We start from the raw sequence: 16793 nt of genomic DNA, 5'->3' as shown, positions 1-16793 counted from the left end.
TATCCATTCGTGGAATGCCATACCTGTCTTGAGGGGAGTGACGCCATGCCGGTCCAGTTCTACTACAACCTCTACATCATCCTCTTCGCCGCCTGGCGGCGCCGTTATCTCATCCTGATGCCGGCCCTTGTCATGCCGCTGGTGGGGGTGGGGATTGGCGTGCTCAGCCCCAAGGTATACGAGAGCCGCACCACCTTCATGGTGCCGCAGGATTCCAACCAGACGCCGACCCTCAAGGATCTGATCACCCAGGAGAGCCTCAAGGATCGCTTCGCGGTGCTGGAGGCCATGCTGCGCAGCCGCTACGTGATGGACGGGGTGGCGCGGGACCGCAAGCTGGTGGATGACAACACCCCGCCCGCCAAGCGCGACGCCATCATGGACTGGCTCTCGGCGTCCGTCTCCATCCGTCTTATCGGGGACGAGGTGATCGAGCTGAAGGTGAAAGCCGACTCGGCAGAGAGCAGCGCCGGCCTGCTGGAGGCCGTCTCGCGCCGCTTCTTCTTCAATCTCCTGAACAAGGGGCGCCAGTCGGCCGAGTCCTCCGAGCGCTTTCTGCAAAGCCAGCTCGACAGCCGGCGCAGCGAACTGCAGGGGGCCGAGCAGCTGCTGGCGGATTTCAAGCGCGAACATGCCAGCGCCCTGCCGGATCAGCAAAATGCCAACGCCGCCCGGCTCTACGGCCTGAAAGATCGCCACGCCGAGAGCCTGCTTCAGTTGCAGCAGGCCAAGGCCCGGGTCGAGCAGCTCTCCCACGGCCAGGAGGGGACCACGACCCGCAGCCTGGAGGAGAAGCTGCAGCAGATGCAAACCGAGCTGGCCCTGCTGCGGGTGCGCTACAGCGATCAGCACAGCGAGGTGCAAAGCCTGCGCTACCAGATTGAGCAGTTGCAACAGGAGCTGGAACAGCAGAAGAGCCAACCCGGCGTGGCGGTCGGGCCCGAATGGGATCAGGCAAGGGCCCAGCTGGCCGAGGCCGAGCAGAATGCCGCCGCGCTGCAGGCCCAGCTCGACGATCTGAACAGGGTGGTGGCCTCCCAGGGCGAAACGGAGAGCCAGCTGGCGGAGCTGGAGCGCGATCTCGAGGTCAAGCGCTCCCTCTATCAGGATCTGCTGCTGCGCTACGAAAAGGCCAAGGTGACCGGGGCGCTCGGCAGTTTTGAGCCCGGCGAGCGGATCAAGGTGATCGACAGGCCCTTCGCCCCGAGCAAACCCAGCAACTACCCGCTCTGGCTGTTTCTTATTGCCGGCATGGTGGGGGGCCTGGGGCTCGGCTGCGGGCTGGCGCTGCTGATTGAACTGGCGGATACCAGCCTGCGCCGCACCGATCAGCTGGCAGCCCTTATCAAGGCGCCGGTGCTAAGCCGCATTCCCTATTGCGAGCCTGTGCATGCCCACAGCGGCCAGGCAGCCCATGCCCAGCCGTCACTGGTAGAGGTGCCGGGTTGATATTTACCCGTGGCCATCAAGGCAGGTCACCACTCTGAACCCGAATATTTCTGATAAGGCCTCATAACGAGGCCTTTTTTATGTCACTCAGATAGCGCCTTGGTCAACGACTATGGTCTGCGACGAATTCGGGTGTAATTGCAACGATAAAAATTGGTGGTGCTTTTTTATTCTTCTTGTTGACTGTTGTTTTACATGGTGATACAAATGGAGCCTCTTTTCGTTATTGATTTTTTAATCACAAAAGAAAATTTGTTAGTAATTAGTAATTAGTAATTAGTAATTAGTAATTAGTAATTAGTAATTAGTAATTATAAAATAATTTATTGGTTGTGGAGATATGTAGTAGGGCGGAGTTAGATGGAAGATGCTACTCACACACTAATAACATCTTCTATCTTATGGCTGTTAGCCATAAGAAAAAGTAATCGTAAATAGAGGTCCATCACAATCCGAAGGAGAAAATCCATGAGAAGTAAAGTTTATGATATTATCAAGTCAGCAATCGCAAACAAGCAGCAGGTCTTTGCTACTTATGACGGCAGGCATCGCGAAATGTGCCCTCATGTAATCGGTACAAAAAATGGTGTTGAGCAGGCCTTATTTTTTCAGTTCGGCGGCGACAGTAGCAAAGGTGCTATTACCACTGACACGAAAGATAACTGGCGTTGCGTCACGCTCGCCAAATTGAGTGACGTCACAGTTAAAGATGGCGAGTGGCACACCTTTGGCAACCACTCGATGCCGAGCACTTGTATCGACGTTATTGACCTTCAGGTAGAGTTTTAGTCGTTCTTTTTTATATAGCTCTGCGGATATCAATATTTTTACCGGTAAAAACTGTCTTCACATATCTGTGTTATGGCAGTTTTTTCGGTGAATTTAGACCTTACGTAAAGGAGCATTGTTTATGCCATTTATGGAAATTGTTAGTGCTATTAGTGGCACTATATCAATAGCAGGTGTTTCAGTAAAAGATCTAATAAAGCACGTAACAAACTCAGACAAGCAGTTGCTAGAAAAGTATTTTGAATATTTAGAGAATAGACTTGTATTGGTTGCCCCTTTCGATAAAGAGGTATCCCAAGCTGTTATAAAAAGTTTGGAGTCAATAAAGGATGAAACCGAAAATCTAAGAGGAAATATTAATTCTGACTTTTCAAAGCATATATTATTAGATTTGATTCATAAATTAAGTACGGAGTTAATGGCTTTATATAAATACCAAGGAGACCGTAATGAAGTCTTGTTTTATAAAGTATTGCAGTCTGTAAGGGTTAAATTTGCAAGGTCGCTGTCCTTATTATGTGCATCTTACACAATAGATCTCTCATTAAGACAAACTGCTTTATCAAATCTAGTTTTGCAGTACGCATATAAAGGACGTTGATACAATTACATATCAAGATCGTAACGATAAGACGCAGAAACCTTGTTTTTCTCATTCTTAGTTAATTTCAGCTGAGCATATTCTGCCTCTTACAGTGGCGTTAAGCGCCAAGTTCGTTTTATCTAACCATCAAACAATTAACGAAGTCATTGATTGATAGTTGGTTGAGTAAAAAGTGATGATTTGTTTGCAATAATAGTTTGAGAAAAATATTTCTTACTGATTATGTTTTTCGGTGCCTTTATAGAGTTTGTAGGTGCGATTAGCCGGTAGGTGTAATCGGACGCTTGTGGTATTACCTTCCGATAACGCGGCAAGCACGTCTATAACGGTGATTTTTACTGCTTGTTAGAGAGTGGGTTTCGAGGCGCATAAGTGGCAATATAAGATGTGAGGGTGAGTTAAGAAACATATTACTGAAAAACTGCGAATATCCGATTACGCTTCGCTAATCGAACCTACGGCCCTGCTGCATAGCGAATCATTTACCTGTAGCTCTCACCGCTGGTATCTTTGCTTTGTATTCAGGGTGCATTCGTTTAGGTTTGGTGGTAGTCTTACTCGCACTTCATTATGGCATTAAGTGTAATTATGAACGTTCGAGAGTTTACAAGATTAATTGAATTTTTGGAAAAAGTTCCAGCAATACGTGGTGTTATAAACAAAGGCTATGATGAAGGTTTTCGCTGGTGGGTAAAATTTGAAATTGATATTCATCATCAACTTGCATGGCATACAGTTCAAGAATTTGGTCATGTTTTAAATTATATGTCAGTCAACGAACGGTTGCCAACATCCTTCCATCCGGTATCTCCACCTCCGTATATGAATGGCGGTCCAGATGATTTTTTATCTTGGGTAATAGAGTGCTACAACCCAGAGTTTAAACCTGATATTTGTGCCGAGTGGTTAATTGGTCGATTGCCTAATCCTGTTGAGGATCTGGAACAATGGTCAATGGAGTAAACCACTTAACAAGGCTAACCAAGCATGGTTTGCTGTTCCCTTTTGTTTAAATAGTGATGAGGATGACTGGATTGTTCGATGTCCCACAGCTCAACGACAAGTGTTCATGGCAGAATCCGAAAAAGAGCTTATAAGCCAGCTCAATAAATCACAATGAAGCTAACAAACACCTCAAGAGGGCCTTCGATCCCTACCCCTATGATCCGCTGTGTCATGGTAGCGGTAATAAATCAGGGAGCATCAGCTCCCTAATTTCTGCACTCGGGGTGACAAACTAACCGATGACCGGCATTCGTTGCCATCCAGCGTTCTGCTGGTTCCCCTGATTACGGCCTTGAGTACGGCGCTGATAGCGCCAGGCCAGTAGCAAGGGCATGCCGAGCAGCAACTGGGCCGCCAGCGGGATCTCCTCGATGGGGGCGGCCAGTGCACCCTCCGGGATAATACCCCCCTCAATCTCGGCCGCGAGTTTCAGCTCCAGGGCGCTGCCAAAATCGGCGAAGGTGGTGGCGTTGATGACGAAGGCATCCTCGCCGCCGGCGATATTGTTCAGATACCAATCCTGCAGCACCCCATCGGGGTAGTCCTGGCCTATGGTGATGCCGTTGATGGTGTCGATGCCGGAGGCGAGCAGCTGATCCCGTACCGTCGAGGTATCCAGCCCGGCATTCTGGATCCCGTCACCTGAGACATCCATCACCTGGCGCGTGGCGGTAAAGTCGTTGGTATCGAACTGCAGGGCGCCGAACTCCATGGCCGAGCCCGGCGCCGTCATCCCCGAGTAGGGGCGTGTCAGGGCGTCCAGGGTGGCGGCAAACTCGTTGATGGAGGTCATGTCATAGAGGTAGAACCAGTCGGTCATCACCGCCTGCTGGGTCGAGCCGCTCCACATCACCATCTGCACGGCGATGGTGCCCAGCTTGCCATCGCTGGTATCCAGGATGGCGTCTTGCACCGCCTGGCTGTAAAACGCATCCACATAGCCCTGCAACTGCAGGTTGAACTCTGACGCGCTGACGCTGCCCGACACATCCATCAGCAGTTGCAGCTCGGTATCCACTTCGGTCAAAGCGTAGGCGGGGGCGCTGACCAGCAGCATCCCCACCAACCCTGCCAACGGTTTTAGTCTCATTGCTCACTCCTTCTCCTTGAGGCCTGGCCCTGATCCTCAGTGCCGATGGGGAGGATGAATAAAGCGTGCCACTTTGCAGGTATCAGCAGCGGGCATGAAATTTGCGGTCTTCGCACAGGATGAAAACGAACAAGTGCGGGGTGAGGCGATGGAGATCCGTCCCTGGCAGTGGGCGCCCAACTGGTTGCTGTTGGGGCTGCTCAATCAGTGGGCCATGGTGTGGCTCAACACGGGCCATTTCAACCTGCTGGTGGTGTTGCTGATTGCCATCTGGTGGCAAATTGCATCGCGGGTTGCGCCAACGTGGCAACCTGGCCGCGCCGCTCTGCTGCTCTTCTCGCTGCTGCTGTTGATCCCAAGCGCAAGTTGCAAGGCGCTGGCCTGCCTGCTGCTGGCCGCGAGCCTGTGGCGGCGCCAGCAGCCTTGGGACGAGCGCGCCGCGCTGCAGATAGTGGTGGCCTTCACCCTGGCCGTGCTGTGGGGGCAGCAACTCTTTGCCCTCTGTTCCGGCCCCGTGCTGGCGCTCGATGCCTGGGGAGTGGGCCAGTGGCTGCAACTGCTGGGGTGGGAGACGGTGCAAAGCGGCAATCGCATCGAGCGGGTGGGGGGCCATGCCCTGATCGTGCTCAAGGGCTGCTCCTCGTTCTCCCAGCTCTATCTGGTGGCGCTGGCCTGGCTGGTCTCCTCCTGCTGGCTCGCCCCGGGGCGGGCGCTGCACCGTCAGCTGCCCCTGCTGGGGCTGGTCTTGCTGCTCTACATCGGCAGCAACCAGTTGCGGCTGGTGCTGATGAGCCTAGATCTGCGCTGGTACGGCTGGCTGCATACTGGCACGCTCGCCCAGCTCTACCAGTGGCTGGTGCTGCTGTTGCTGATGACACTGCTGTTTCGAAGGGGGCGCCATGTCACCACCGATTAGGGGTTATCTCTGGCTGGTGCTGCTGGCACTGGCCTCCACCGGCGCCATGGGGTGGCGCTATCAGCACCGCCAGCCGGTGGATGGCACGCGCCAGATGCTGCAGGAGCTCCGCCAGCTTGGCTGGCAGCGGCAGGGGGCCAGCCCCTTGCTGGGGGGCACTTATGTCGGCTACCGGCTGCGCCACCCAGATTGTGACGGGGTCTTGCAGGCGATGGCGGTGGCCCCGGATCGGGAGGCCATGTCGGTGCGACTCGCAGGCAAAGGCCAGCTGCAGGGGGTGATGTTTCGGGGGCAGTGGCACCCGGAGCCGCCACTGCTGGCGTATCGATTCAATCAGGGTTGGCACAAGCTGTGGGGCGACGCACCGGCCCCCCTCTATCGGGTCGCGCTGCCTGCGGCCTGTCTTGCCCTTATTGCGCCTGGCGAGCCTCGCTGAGAGGGCTCGCCGCATTGGCCGGCAACACCCGGATCAGCAGGCTGTTCGGGGCCAGCATGGGGTCGTAGCGCGGTTCGAGCTCGATGGCGCGGGCACTGAGCAGGCTGGCCAGCTTGCCAAGACGGCTGCTGGCAAGGCGCGCACTCTCCAGCATGTCGGTCTGCGGCCCGGGGCCGCTGATAAGGGCTATCTTCGCCGGATCCCGCTGACCGAGAAACTGGTGCAACTGCTGCTCCTGATCCGCCGCCAACATCACTGCTTCCTCCTGATAAGTCAGCGACAGCTGGGCCTGCTCGGCCAACTGCTGCTGGCGCAGTTGCGCCAGCATGGGGAAGGGATCCTCGGTGGGTGTCTGGCGGGCACAGCCACTGAGTAGCAAAGAGGGCAGCAAGGAGAGCAGCAAGCCTGCGGCAAGCCCGCTCTGGCGGGGACGACGCCCGGTATTCTGGCGCCCAAAAGCCTTTATGTTGGTGACGTTCTGATGCGGCATAAGCTGGCCAGTCAGGGGGATGAATTGGCTCCAGTTTGCAATGTTTTCAAGCGCTTGGCCAGTTGTTCAATCTCGCCGCGAAAGCTGGCCCAGCGGCTGGCGGGGAGTGCTTCGGCCTGCTGCCAGCGGGTGGGCACCGCCTCGCGCAGCCGCTGCAGCAGCAGGGCCGCCTCCACCTGTTGGCGCGCCGCCTGCTCGAGCCAGGTGAGCCAGCGCAGATCCTCGATGCCCTGTTGCAGCAGCAATAGATCGTAGGAGAGGCGATGAGCCTCGCAGGCCTGCGGGCCCAGCAGCAGAAAGTCGCTCTCGCGCCCGTCGGTGGGGTCGTAGGGCAGGGCGGTGGGCATGCGCCCGTGCCACTGCAGATAGCCCTTGGCCCCGCTCTGCCAGAGGTAGAAGCCGGCGGCACGCGGGGTGCCGAGGTTGTAAAACCAGGGGGCGGCCCCGGCGGCCCTCACCCGTTCCACATCGGCCTTGTCGGCGCCAAAGCCTGCGTTGATCAGGGCTATCTCCACCTCGCCAAGCAAGGGCGCCTGGGCGGGGTGGTTGAAGTGACCGGCCCGCACCACGGCGGGATCCCGCCGTTTCATCTCGCGGGCCATGGCTTGAATGGCGGGCAGGGCGCCGAGATCGGGCTCGTCAAACAGGCTCCAGGCCAGGGGGGGCAGCCCCTGGGCGCGAAAGGCCGCCTGGCGCTGCTGCCAGGCATCGAGCCGGCTATTGGTGTCGCTGCCCCAGCGCTTAAGCGAAGCGTAGGCCAGCAGCGGCGTGTGAAAACCAAGGCCGATGGCCTCCTCCTGGGTGGTGCGCATCCCGGCTTCATCCTGGGGCAGGGCGGGGGCAACGCCGCTAATCCCAAGCCCGGCAAGCCGCGCCAGATCGCAGCGACTGGCGGCCAGCTGGGCGCTGGCCAGCTCCGGGCCCTGGCCGAACCAGCCAAGGTAGGGGGGCGTGTCGAGGTAGATGCCGACCGGCTTGCTGGCGGCGGGCAGGATCAGGGGCAGCACCTCGACCTCTAACGGCAGTTGCACCAGCTGCTGGTGGCTGAGCAGCTGGATGTTGCCCTGATAGCGCCCCGCCGGTGCATCCCGCGGAATGGGAAGATGCAACACCAGGCGCCTTGGCACCCGGCGCTTGAGGGTGAGCCCCGCCACCCCCTCCACCAGCTCCTGATCCGAGGGGAGCAGCAGGGTGCCGCTCGCCTGGGGGCGTACCAGATGCCACTGGCTGTGGTAGGGGGTCAGCGGCAGGGTAACGCCGTTGGCCGCCGGCGGCTGGATCACCAGCAGGGGGGCGGCGTCATCCTCGGGCGTCTCGATGACAAACTCCAGCAGCAGCTGGCTGCCTTGGGCGGCCAGTACGGGAGTGGCGGGGGGGGCCGGGCTGGCCCTGGTACTCAAGGTCGGTTGCCCCTGCGCGATGGGGGTCAAGGTGAGACGAGCGGGGGATTCTGGCAGCGAATAGGGGGCCAAGGCCCACTTTTCCGTAAAGAGCTGGCGCTGCTTGGCCAGCACCCGTCGGGTGGCTTCGGCCAGCGGGTGAGGGTTAGCCTTGGCGTCAGCCTGCTTGTCCGCCGCCGGATCGGGGACCAGCAGCAGGCCGGCGAGGAATTTCGCATCCGGCGAATTGCCCCCCAGGGTGAGGGTGAGCGGGCCGCCCGGGTGCTCGAGCACCAGGCTGACCGGCCCCCCCTGGCGGGCACCAAACAGCAGCCAGGGGTCTGGATTGGGCAACGCCTCCTGCTGCTGGCCGGCGAGATAGCGCTGGGCCAGCCATTCGCCCGGCTGCAACCGCTCGGCCCAGACCGGCTCGCCGTCGATCAGCACGCTGCGTTCGAGGGGGTGGGGCAGGTACTCCCATTCGCCCGGATCGTCGAGCCAGAGGGTGAGCTGGTAGCGCCCCTTGGGAACCTCCAGCCTGACGCCGTCGAGGTTGCGCAGCCCGTCGCGGATAAGCGCATCGCCGGAGGGGCGCAAGATGGGGCTGGGGTGGCCCAGCAGACGCGGATCCCCCGGCGCCAGGGGCTCGAAACCGGTGAAGCGGGGGGCATCGCTTGCCCCCAGATCGAGGGCAATGGTGCCGGCGGGCAGGGTCAGCCCGGGGGACCAGTACCAGCGTGTCAGGGTGAGCGGCGTCGCCCCGTCAGCCATAAAGAGATAGAGCCTGGTGAGCTGGTCGAGGGCCAGGGCCCTGGGCTGGGCGGTGCGCCAGTCGCTTAACGAAAAGCGCAGGGTGAAGGGACCCGGGGGGATGATCCGCTCCAGATTGACCCGGCTGCGGTAGTTGACCGAGGCGGCGTCATCGACCCGCAGGATCAGGGTCTGGGGGCCTGCCGCGGGATTGTGACCCTCGATCACCAGTTCGTCATCCGCCCCGATGGGCCAGGGCAGGCGCTCGAAGGTGAGCCGCTGGGGCGTCTGCTCGCCGCTCAGTGGCAGGGGGGTGGGGCCATCAAGGCGGTTCGCCGCCAGCGCAGTGCTTCCTATTGCCAAACTTCCCATTGTCAAACAGAGGGCCGGCAGGCTGAGGGTGAGCAGGCCGAATATCCGTAGCCAGCATGTTCTGTGTAAACGCGTCGCCAGCCAGATCATCAGAGCAGCCCCGCCAGCCAGGTTTTCAGCTCATCGGCCCTGTGATCCCAGCTCTGCTGCGCCACCGCCTGCTGGCGACTCTGGCGCCCTTCGCTGCGAGTCAGTGCTTCCCACTCGTAGCGCTGGAACCAGTCCTGGGCGGGGGCGTCGAGGGCGGCACGCTGGATGGCCTGGGCCAGGCTGTCGCCCGGGCGGGGCAGATGCACCAGCGCCCGATAGCCGTCCAGCGCCGGAAAATCGGTGCTGACCACGGGCCGGCCGGTCGCCAGATACTCGCGCAGTTTCAAGGGGTTGCAGGCCCTGATCTGGGCATTGTCGACGAAGGGCAGCAGGCTCACCTGCCAGTGCTGGGCGTAGGCGGCCAGGGTGTGGTGCGGTCTGGGGCCGAGCAGGTGCACGTTCGGCAATCCTGCCAGCGGGCTCAGGTCAGTCTGCCTGGGCCCTATCAGCACCAGATCCCAGTGGGGCAGGGCGCGGGCGGTCTCCGCCAGCAGGGGAACGTCTATCCAGTCGCTCAGGCTGCCGTAAAAACCGGCGATGGGGCGCCCGCTCGGCAGATCCGCCGGCCTGGGTTGGGGGGGCACAAAAAGCCCGAGATCCACCCCGTGGCTCAGCAGCCGGGTCTTGTGGGGGGGAAAGCGGCTGGCCAGCGCCGGACTGGCGGCGAGAATCAGGTCCGCTTTTTCTACCAGCCTGGCCTCGCAGCGGGCGATGGCCGCGTGATCCACCCCCGCCAGGGCCGAGAAGTCGTCGCCGCAGTAGTAGATCACCGCCCGCTCGCCGAGCTTGCCTACCAGATCCACCGCGCTTGGCAAGGAGATCCAGAGCAGCGGCTTGTCGAGCTCGGGCAGCTGTCGGCGGATCTGGGCCGCCAGCCAGTGGCCGTTGATCCGCCCCGCCAACGGGTTGCCGGGCAGGGGCAGCGCCAGCGGCGGCATCACCTGGGGCGTCGGCCCGCTCTGGATGGCGGCTGCCTGCGCCTTGCCCTTGGCCGAGCGGCGCAGCACGGCACCCAGCTTGCGGCCGAGCCGGCCCAGGTCGCGCACATTGAGGCGGGGGCGGCGCAGGCCGATGGAGTTGACCCAGAGCACCCGATAGTCCGGCAGCAGGCGCTTGATGAGGTGCTGGGTGCTGGAGGGGTGTTGACCCCAGTCCTCCCCCAGTACTACCAGTTGGGGCTGTGCGCTCGACGGCTTCATGGCTGCTTCTCCTCACTCAGGCGGCTGGCGGCGCTCTCTGCCAGCGCGTCGCGGCAATCTTGCGCATCGAGGGGGCGCAGCACCCGGGCTGGCACCCCGGCGGCCAGCACCCCGGCGGGCAGGCTGTGGGTCACGATACTGCCGGCGGCGACCACGGTACCGGCCCCTATGGTGACCCCCGCCATCACCATGGCACCGGTGCCGAGCCAGACATCGTGTTCGAGCACGATGTCGCCGACCTGCTCGTCCCGATCCGGCAGCCCCCGGGCCCGCTCCTGGGCATCCAGCGGGTGGCCAGGGTAGCCCGCGAGAAAGGCGCGTCCGGCGATGCGCACGTTATCGCCGAGCACCACCTGGCTGCCCACTGCTATGGTGGTCTGCCAGCCGATGCCGACGTTGTTGCCAATCCTGAGAGCGGGCCCCTTGCTCGAGGGGCGGCCGCTGATGGTCATGGCGGCGCTGAGGCGACAATCCTCCCCCACCTCGATCGACACCGGGCCGCTGATAAAGGGGATGCCGCCATAGAGATAGAGGCGGGGGGCGGGGGCACGCAGGCGGGACTGGAACAGCGGCGTCCACCAGAGGGTGCGGGCCAGGGTGGCGAGTGTCTGGCTTGCCAGCCGATAGAGACGATAGAGCAGACCGTGCAGGGGCGGGATGAGCGGAAAGCTCCAGCTGCGGGCCCCCTTGGCAAGGTGCCACAGCAGGCGGGCCAGCGGCGTCTCTCCCTGCTTGGCCCAGGTTTTCATCCGGTACAGGCTGATGCTGTTCATGGTGTGCTCTCCCTTGGCTCTGTTGCCGTCATGGCCGACCAGTCAGGCACTAGCAGGGATCGGGCCAACTGACGCTCAGCACGCTGCCGGCTCGCGCCGGCCGCCTGCCAGGGGGTTGGGTGGCAAGGCGCTGTGCAAATTGCGCCGGCCGGGCTGCAAAACGCAAAAATCAGATTCATTTTGGGCCTGATGTGCGTTGCTGTGAAGGTCGAGAGCGCGACATGCAGGGCTGCACGGGGAATTGCACCGGCTGGCGTGCCCCTTGCATTGGCTGACCACAGATGACCCAAGATCCGTTGCCTGGTGGCTGGGAGGCCCTATGAGACTCGGAGTAAACCAGATAGCCATGCTCTATTACGCCGCCGGCCTCTTGCTGATGAAGGGGATCTCCCTGCTGATGCTGCCGGTGCTGACCCACCTGCTGGCGCCCCGGGAGTATGGCCAGCTGGAGGTGCTCTTGACCATCATCAACCTGGGCTCCCTCATCCTGGGGTTCGGGCTGGTTGACGCCCTCTACCGCTTCGCCGGGATGGCGGCAGATGAGGGCGAGCGCAAGCAGGTGGTGGCGCGGGTGTTTGGCCTGGTCTGGATCATCGCCCTGGCCAGCCTGGTGCTGCTCTGGTGGCTGGCGCCCCTGGTGCAGCGACTGTTGCCAACCGAAACCCGCCTTGCCGATGTACGCTGGGTGCTCAGCGCTTTGCCGTTCGAGGGGGTGATCGGGGTGCCGCTGGCCTGGCTGCGGATGCGCAATCAGGCCCGTCTCTTCTTCGTGGCCACCGCCGGCAAGGCGGTGATCCAGTCCCTGCTGACCGCCTGGTGGCTCTGGCTCGGCTGGGGCGTGAGCGGGGTGCTCGCCTCCGGCACCCTCACCTGTGTCGCGCTGGCGCTGCTGCTGAGCCTCTGGCAGTGGCGCGATGGCGGCATCCGCTTTGACTGGCAGCACTACCGCCCCCTGCTGCGCTACGGCCTGCCGCTGGTGGTGAGCGGGCTGGCGGGCTTTGCCTTGAGCGGGCTGGATCGCTGGCTGCTGGCCGAGCACGTCGGCGAGGCGCTGCTGGCCTATTACGCGGTGGCGGGCAAGCTGGCGCTGGCGGTGGGGCTCTTGCTGCAACCCTTCGCCCTCTGGTGGTATCCGCGCCGTTTCATGCTGCTCAAGGAGCCGGACGGCCTGCGCCTGAACGCCCACTACAGCGTGCTGGGCTCCGTGCTGGGGTTTGCCACCGCCGGGGTGGTGGGGCTCACCGCCCCCCTGCTCATCCGCTGGCTCACCCCGGAGAGCTACCACGGGGCCATCGCCTATATCCCGCTGCTGGTGCTGGGGATGGCGGTGCGCAACGTCTCTGATCTGCTCAATGTCGGCTGCTTCAGCGGGGAGGAGAGCAAGGCCCAGATGGTTATCAATCTGGGATGCAGTTTGCTCGGCGTCCTTGGCTTTCTGCTCGCCATTCCGCACTTCGGGGTGGCCGGGGTGATCTGGACCTTGCTGCTGGTCTATCTGGTGCGGGCGCTCGCCTTCTATCTGGTGAGCCAGCGGTTGCTGCCCTTGCCATACCGCCTCTCGGCGCTGTGGGCGAGCGGTGCCGGCTCCCTTGCCATGATGTGGCTCGGCCAGTGGTGGGCAGGGCAATGGGTCGCCTGAGCCACGCCATCTGGGGGCTGACCGCCACCCTGCTGGTAGCCGGACTCTGGTGGCGGCTGCCGCACCCGCTGCTGCTGCCGGTGCTGGGGCTGGCCATTCCCGCCATTTGGTTTGCCCTGCGCTGGCCGTTTCTGATGGTGCTGGGGTTCGTCACCTTCTCGTTTTTCCGGCTGCACGAGGTGTTTCCCCAGCTCTATCCCCTCAAGATCCCGCTGCTCTTCTCGCTGGCGGCGATCGGCGCCCTGGTTTGGCACACCCTGCTCACCGGTCGCATCAGGCCCTACTGGAGCCAGCCCCTGAGCTGGTTGACCGCTTTTTTCATCGTCGTCTCCATCGGGGTGCTGTTTGCCAGCAACCGGGGGGAGGCGATCGCCACCTGGACCGGCAGCTACAGCAAGATCTACCTGATGACGCTGGCCACCGCCTGGCTGGTGCGCAGGCCGGAGGACTTCGCCCTGGCGGTGCGGGCCTTCGTGGTGGCCGGCTGCATGGTGGCGCTGGTGGCGCTCTACAACAAGAGCAGCGGCATCGGGCTGGTGGAGGGGACCCGGGTCACCATAGGGCGCGAGCTCGGCTCTGTGCTGGGGGATCCCAACGATCTGGCGCTGGTGCTGCTGTTTCCCGCCGGCTTCTCCCTGAGCCTGCTGCTCAATCGGGGCAACGGCCTGGGAGGGCGCATTCTGGGGGCGGTGGGGTTCGTGCTGGTGGCCGCCGCCATCATCGCCACCCAGAGTCGAGGCGGCCTGCTCGGGATCTGCGCGGTGAGCGGCCTCTTTGCCTGGCAGCGGGTGCAGTCGAAAACCGTGCTGATCCTGTGCGGCACCCTGGCGCTCTTGGTGCTGTTCGCCGCCGCCGGGATAAGCGACAGGGCCTCCGGCGGGGCGGCGGAGAGCGGGGTGGATGCCTCGGCCATGGGGCGGCTTTATGCCTGGCAGGCCGCCTGGGGCATGGCGCTGGCCCATCCGCTCATCGGGGTGGGGCTCTCCAACTTCTACTACAACTACTTCTTCTACAGCCCCCACTGGGACGGCCTCAACCACGCGGTGCACTCCACCTGGTTCGGGGTACTGGCGGAGACCGGCTTCGTGGGGCTGACCCTGTTTGTCGGCATGGTGGCGGTGACCCTCTACCGGGCGTGGCACTGCCGCCTGGATGGCATGCCTCCTGCAGTAGTCACAGCCATGCAGGGGGTGATGGCGAGCATGGTGGGGTTCGTCATCTCGGGGTCCTTCCTGACCCAGGGCTTTACCTGGCCCATCTATCTGGAGCTGTCGCTGGCGGTGGCAGCCATCAAATATGTCCGGCAGGCCAGGGAAGCGGAAATGGCCATGGCCGAGGCGGAGCGGGATAAACAGGAAAAGGGAGCAGAGTCATGAGCGCAACCCCCATTTTGCTGGTGCATTACGGCGAGAACTGGATCCGTGGCAGCGAGCGCTGCCTGCTGGATCTGCTGGCCCACCTCGATCGCAGCCGCTTTGCCCCCCTGCTCTGGTGCAACAGCCAGCAGCTGGCAGAGGAGGCCGCCCTGCTCGGGGTGAAGGCGGTGGTCGAGCCCTTCTCTCTGCTGCTGGGCTGGCAGTCCCCCCGCTTCGATCTGGCCGCCCACCGGGCCCTGTGCCAGCGGGCGCAGGCGCTGATAAGCGAGCACGGCATCACCCTGGTGCACGCCAACAGCGCCGCCCCCTGCCAGTGGCTGGCCGGGGTGTGCCGCAAGATGAAGGTGCCGCTGGTGTGCCATCTGCACGCCCGTTATCAGCCCAGAGACAGGTTTACCCTGCGGGTGCATCAGGCCAACGTGCTGATCGGGGTGAGCCAGCCGGTGCTGGCCCCCTGGCGAGAGGATGGCTGCGAGCACAGACGGCTGGTTCACATCGCCAACGGGGTGGATGGGGGGCGGCTCAATCGTGACGCGCCTTGGCCCGTCAGCAGCCTGCCCGGGCTGCCGGCGGGGGAGCTGATCCTGGCCACCATAGGGTCGCTGATCAAGCGCAAGGGGGTGGACTTGCTGATCCGCTCCCTGGCCGAGCTCTGCGCTCAGGGGGGCAAGGCGCAGCTGCTGGTGATTGGCAGCGGCCCCGAGCTGGCCGCGCTCACGGCATTGGCCGCTGAACTGGGAGTGGCCGAGCGGGTGCACTTTCTCGGCGAGCGGCCTGACAGCGCCGCCATCCTGCGCGGCGGGGTGGATCTGCTGGTCTCCGGTGCCCGTGAGGAGGTGTTCGGCCTGACCCTGGCCGAGGCCGGCACCCTGGGGCTGCCGGTCAGTGCCTATCGGGTGGGGGGGATCCCTGAGGTGGTGGAACACACGGTGACGGGCCTTCTGGCCGATCCCGGCGACTGGCGCCAGATGGCTGCCCACTGGCAGCGGCTGGGCGATGCCGGATTGCGCTACCGGCTGGGGCGGGCGGGGCAATTGCGCGCCAGCCAGCTGTTCACGGTCAAACGCTATGTGGAGAAGGTGAGCGAGCTCTGGTCGGCGACCCTCTCGGGGCGCTGGGACAATCCCGAGCTCCCCCCCTACGGGCGCATGGTGCGCTGGCTCGGCCAGCGGCTGCTGGCCAGGGTGGGTCTGGCGGGGGAAGGGGGGCTGCTTGGCGGGCGCAGGGCGGCGATCGGGTCGGATGAAGGAGCACCATCATGAAGCCGCACCATGAGTCGACTGCTGGCAAGGCCGGGCAGGGGGAGACGCTGCTGGTGGTGGATCCCATCTCTTTTCGCGGCGGCTCCAAGGTGGCCACCGAGGTGATCCTGGCGGGGCTGGCCGACCGCCTGCCGGCCCTGGCGCTGCATGTCCTGACGCCGGACTTGGACTCCTGGCCCGGATGTCGTCACCATTCGCTCTGGGTGCCCGCCTTGCTGCGGGGGCGCGAGTCGGGCCTGGGGTATCTGCTCAAGCAGGGGTGGCAGAGCCTGATGATCCTCTGGCTGATATGGCGGCTGGGGGAGGTACGCGGCCTGCTGGCGGCCTCCGGCCCCGGGGTGGATCTCTGCTGCTACTGGGCCGCCCGGATCGCGGGGATCCCGGTGGTGCAGCTTATTCACGGCCCGGTGGGCTGCTCCGGCATGTCGGCAAGGGCCCTGTGGCGCGCCAGCCAGGTCTTCTATCTGGAGGCCGCCCGCTCCTCGCTCTCGGCCCTGATCGCCCGCCTTGGCGAGCGTGACTTTCCGCCCCGCTGGCAGCCCTTCATCAACGGACTGTGCGAGGCGAGCTGGCCCACGGCTACGACCGGCGGCTCCGGCATCTTGTGGGCCGCCTCCTTGCTCAAGTGGAAAGGGCTGGAGACCATGCTGGCGGCGCATCAGCAGCTTGCCGAGCCCCGTGCGCCGCTGACCGTCTGCTATCTGCAACCACGCAACATACTGCAACCTTGCAGCGCACCCCGGCCAGATCTGCCCGATACCCGCTGGCATGAAAACCCCGGCAACCTTGACGAGATCAGGGCCGGCTGCGGCATCTTCGTCTCCACCAGCCATCAGGAGCCCTTCGGCCTCTCCATCCTGGAGGCCATGGCTGCCGGCCTGTGCGTGGTCATTCCGGCGGATGGCGCCTGGTGGGATCGCCACCTGACCGACGGGGTGAACTGCCGCAAATATCAGCCGGAGAGCGCCGATGAACTGGCGCGCGTGCTGGCGGCGCTGCAGGAGGCCCCCGCTGTGGCCATGGCCATAGGGGACAATGCCAGGCTGCATGCGGCGGCACATTACAAGGCGAGCGAGACGGGCAGAGAGATGGTGGCGGGGCTGGCACGACTGCTTGAGCGGGCCGAGCCTGAGTGCGCCGCGAAGCGCCCTGGCCCGGCGCTGTAGCGGCGCGT

15 protein-coding genes are annotated in these 16793 nt (G+C 62.8%); 10 read left to right on the top strand and 5 right to left on the bottom strand.

The window, feature by feature from the left end; all coding sequences use genetic code 11:
* Nucleotides 1-45: 45 nt before the first annotated feature.
* The 4 genes from ACB033_RS08975 to ACB033_RS08960 all read left to right on the top strand — a co-directional run bounded on the left by ACB033_RS08975 (nt 46) and on the right by ACB033_RS08960 (nt 3805).
* The gene (locus tag ACB033_RS08975; RefSeq protein WP_371140465.1) at nt 46-1449 is read left to right on the top strand and encodes a GumC family protein; all 1404 of its coding nucleotides are present in this window, start codon (nt 46-48) and stop codon (nt 1447-1449) included.
* A gap of 468 nt (nt 1450-1917) precedes the next feature.
* Nucleotides 1918-2238, top strand: coding sequence for a hypothetical protein (locus ACB033_RS08970; protein WP_195878548.1), 321 nt, complete (start codon nt 1918-1920; stop codon nt 2236-2238).
* A 121-nt stretch (nt 2239-2359) separates the two neighbouring features.
* On the top strand, nt 2360-2839 hold the full coding sequence (locus ACB033_RS08965; RefSeq protein ID WP_371140464.1) for a hypothetical protein: 480 nt from the start codon (nt 2360-2362) through the stop codon (nt 2837-2839).
* Between the two features lie 591 nt (nt 2840-3430).
* A complete protein-coding gene (locus tag ACB033_RS08960) occupies nt 3431-3805 on the top strand; it encodes a hypothetical protein (RefSeq protein WP_195878550.1) in 375 nt (124 codons plus the stop codon).
* A 274-nt stretch (nt 3806-4079) separates the two neighbouring features.
* Here ACB033_RS08960 and ACB033_RS08955 read toward each other — a convergent pair whose 3' ends face one another.
* Nucleotides 4080-4937 carry a DUF1194 domain-containing protein gene (locus tag ACB033_RS08955; protein ID WP_371140463.1) on the bottom strand — a complete coding sequence of 286 codons (858 nt, stop codon included), beginning with the start codon at nt 4935-4937 and terminating at the stop codon, nt 4080-4082.
* A gap of 94 nt (nt 4938-5031) precedes the next feature.
* On the opposite strand from ACB033_RS08955, the gene ACB033_RS08950 reads away from it, so the two are divergent.
* On the top strand, nt 5032-5853 hold the full coding sequence (locus ACB033_RS08950) for a hypothetical protein (protein WP_371140462.1): 822 nt from the start codon (nt 5032-5034) through the stop codon (nt 5851-5853).
* The gene (locus ACB033_RS08945) at nt 5837-6289 is read left to right on the top strand and encodes a hypothetical protein (protein WP_139725857.1); all 453 of its coding nucleotides are present in this window, start codon (nt 5837-5839) and stop codon (nt 6287-6289) included. Before ACB033_RS08950 ends, ACB033_RS08945 begins: the two co-directional genes overlap by 17 nt.
* Here the strand turns inward: ACB033_RS08945 and ACB033_RS08940 are convergent.
* The 4 genes from ACB033_RS08940 to ACB033_RS08925 all read right to left on the bottom strand — a co-directional run bounded on the left by ACB033_RS08940 (nt 6264) and on the right by ACB033_RS08925 (nt 11342).
* A complete protein-coding gene (locus ACB033_RS08940; RefSeq protein ID WP_240041778.1) occupies nt 6264-6779 on the bottom strand; it encodes a hypothetical protein in 516 nt (171 codons plus the stop codon). The genes ACB033_RS08945 and ACB033_RS08940 overlap by 26 nt on opposite strands.
* 11 nt (nt 6780-6790) lie before the next feature.
* Entirely contained in the window at nt 6791-9280 is a 2490-nt protein-coding gene (locus ACB033_RS08935) for a hypothetical protein (protein ID WP_139725858.1), read from the bottom strand.
* A gap of 89 nt (nt 9281-9369) precedes the next feature.
* Complete coding sequence (locus ACB033_RS08930) at nt 9370-10569, bottom strand: glycosyltransferase (RefSeq protein ID WP_139725859.1); 1200 nt, start codon at nt 10567-10569, stop codon at nt 9370-9372.
* Nucleotides 10566-11342 carry a DapH/DapD/GlmU-related protein gene (locus tag ACB033_RS08925; RefSeq protein ID WP_139725860.1) on the bottom strand — a complete coding sequence of 259 codons (777 nt, stop codon included), beginning with the start codon at nt 11340-11342 and terminating at the stop codon, nt 10566-10568. Before ACB033_RS08925 ends, ACB033_RS08930 begins: the two co-directional genes overlap by 4 nt.
* Before the next feature lie 319 nt (nt 11343-11661).
* Between ACB033_RS08925 and ACB033_RS08920 the strand changes: the two genes are divergently transcribed.
* Genes ACB033_RS08920 through ACB033_RS08905 form a run of 4 tightly spaced genes read left to right on the top strand, consistent with a single transcriptional unit; the run spans nt 11662 to nt 16785 of the window.
* A complete protein-coding gene (locus tag ACB033_RS08920; protein ID WP_139725861.1) occupies nt 11662-12981 on the top strand; it encodes a lipopolysaccharide biosynthesis protein in 1320 nt (439 codons plus the stop codon).
* Complete coding sequence (locus tag ACB033_RS08915; protein ID WP_139725862.1) at nt 12969-14357, top strand: O-antigen ligase family protein; 1389 nt, start codon at nt 12969-12971, stop codon at nt 14355-14357. Before ACB033_RS08920 ends, ACB033_RS08915 begins: the two co-directional genes overlap by 13 nt.
* Entirely contained in the window at nt 14354-15619 is a 1266-nt protein-coding gene (locus ACB033_RS08910; RefSeq protein ID WP_201989130.1) for a glycosyltransferase family 4 protein, read from the top strand. The genes ACB033_RS08915 and ACB033_RS08910 overlap by 4 nt, the downstream gene beginning before the upstream one ends.
* Nucleotides 15616-16785, top strand: coding sequence for a glycosyltransferase family 4 protein (locus ACB033_RS08905; protein WP_139724453.1), 1170 nt, complete (start codon nt 15616-15618; stop codon nt 16783-16785). The genes ACB033_RS08910 and ACB033_RS08905 overlap by 4 nt, the downstream gene beginning before the upstream one ends.
* Nucleotides 16786-16793 lie beyond the last annotated feature (8 nt).

The organism is Aeromonas sp. S15(2024) (genome assembly GCF_041402265.1).
GTDB classification, from domain to species: domain Bacteria; phylum Pseudomonadota; class Gammaproteobacteria; order Enterobacterales; family Aeromonadaceae; genus Aeromonas; species Aeromonas dhakensis.
This window is presented reverse-complemented; position numbering and strand designations above follow the sequence as displayed.

Bases quoted from the DNA above. Each gene is read 5' to 3' on its own strand.
- ACB033_RS08940 (WP_240041778.1), bottom strand. From the start codon at position 6,779: ATGCCGCATCAGAACGTCACCAACATAAAGGCTTTTGGGCGCCAGAAT.
- ACB033_RS08920 (WP_139725861.1), top strand. From the start codon at position 11,662: ATGAGACTCGGAGTAAACCAGATAGCCATGCTCTATTACGCCGCCGGC.
- ACB033_RS08910 (WP_201989130.1), top strand. From the start codon at position 14,354: ATGAGCGCAACCCCCATTTTGCTGGTGCATTACGGCGAGAACTGGATC.
- ACB033_RS08960 (WP_195878550.1), top strand. From the start codon at position 3,431: ATGAACGTTCGAGAGTTTACAAGATTAATTGAATTTTTGGAAAAAGTT.
- ACB033_RS08945 (WP_139725857.1), top strand. From the start codon at position 5,837: ATGTCACCACCGATTAGGGGTTATCTCTGGCTGGTGCTGCTGGCACTG.
- ACB033_RS08915 (WP_139725862.1), top strand. From the start codon at position 12,969: ATGGGTCGCCTGAGCCACGCCATCTGGGGGCTGACCGCCACCCTGCTG.
- ACB033_RS08935 (WP_139725858.1), bottom strand. From the start codon at position 9,280: ATGGGAAGTTTGGCAATAGGAAGCACTGCGCTGGCGGCGAACCGCCTT.
- ACB033_RS08950 (WP_371140462.1), top strand. From the start codon at position 5,032: ATGAAATTTGCGGTCTTCGCACAGGATGAAAACGAACAAGTGCGGGGT.
- ACB033_RS08970 (WP_195878548.1), top strand. From the start codon at position 1,918: ATGAGAAGTAAAGTTTATGATATTATCAAGTCAGCAATCGCAAACAAG.
- ACB033_RS08925 (WP_139725860.1), bottom strand. From the start codon at position 11,342: ATGAACAGCATCAGCCTGTACCGGATGAAAACCTGGGCCAAGCAGGGA.
- ACB033_RS08975 (WP_371140465.1), top strand. From the start codon at position 46: ATGCCGGTCCAGTTCTACTACAACCTCTACATCATCCTCTTCGCCGCC.
- ACB033_RS08965 (WP_371140464.1), top strand. From the start codon at position 2,360: ATGCCATTTATGGAAATTGTTAGTGCTATTAGTGGCACTATATCAATA.
- ACB033_RS08955 (WP_371140463.1), bottom strand. From the start codon at position 4,937: ATGAGACTAAAACCGTTGGCAGGGTTGGTGGGGATGCTGCTGGTCAGC.
- ACB033_RS08930 (WP_139725859.1), bottom strand. From the start codon at position 10,569: ATGAAGCCGTCGAGCGCACAGCCCCAACTGGTAGTACTGGGGGAGGAC.
- ACB033_RS08905 (WP_139724453.1), top strand. From the start codon at position 15,616: ATGAAGCCGCACCATGAGTCGACTGCTGGCAAGGCCGGGCAGGGGGAG.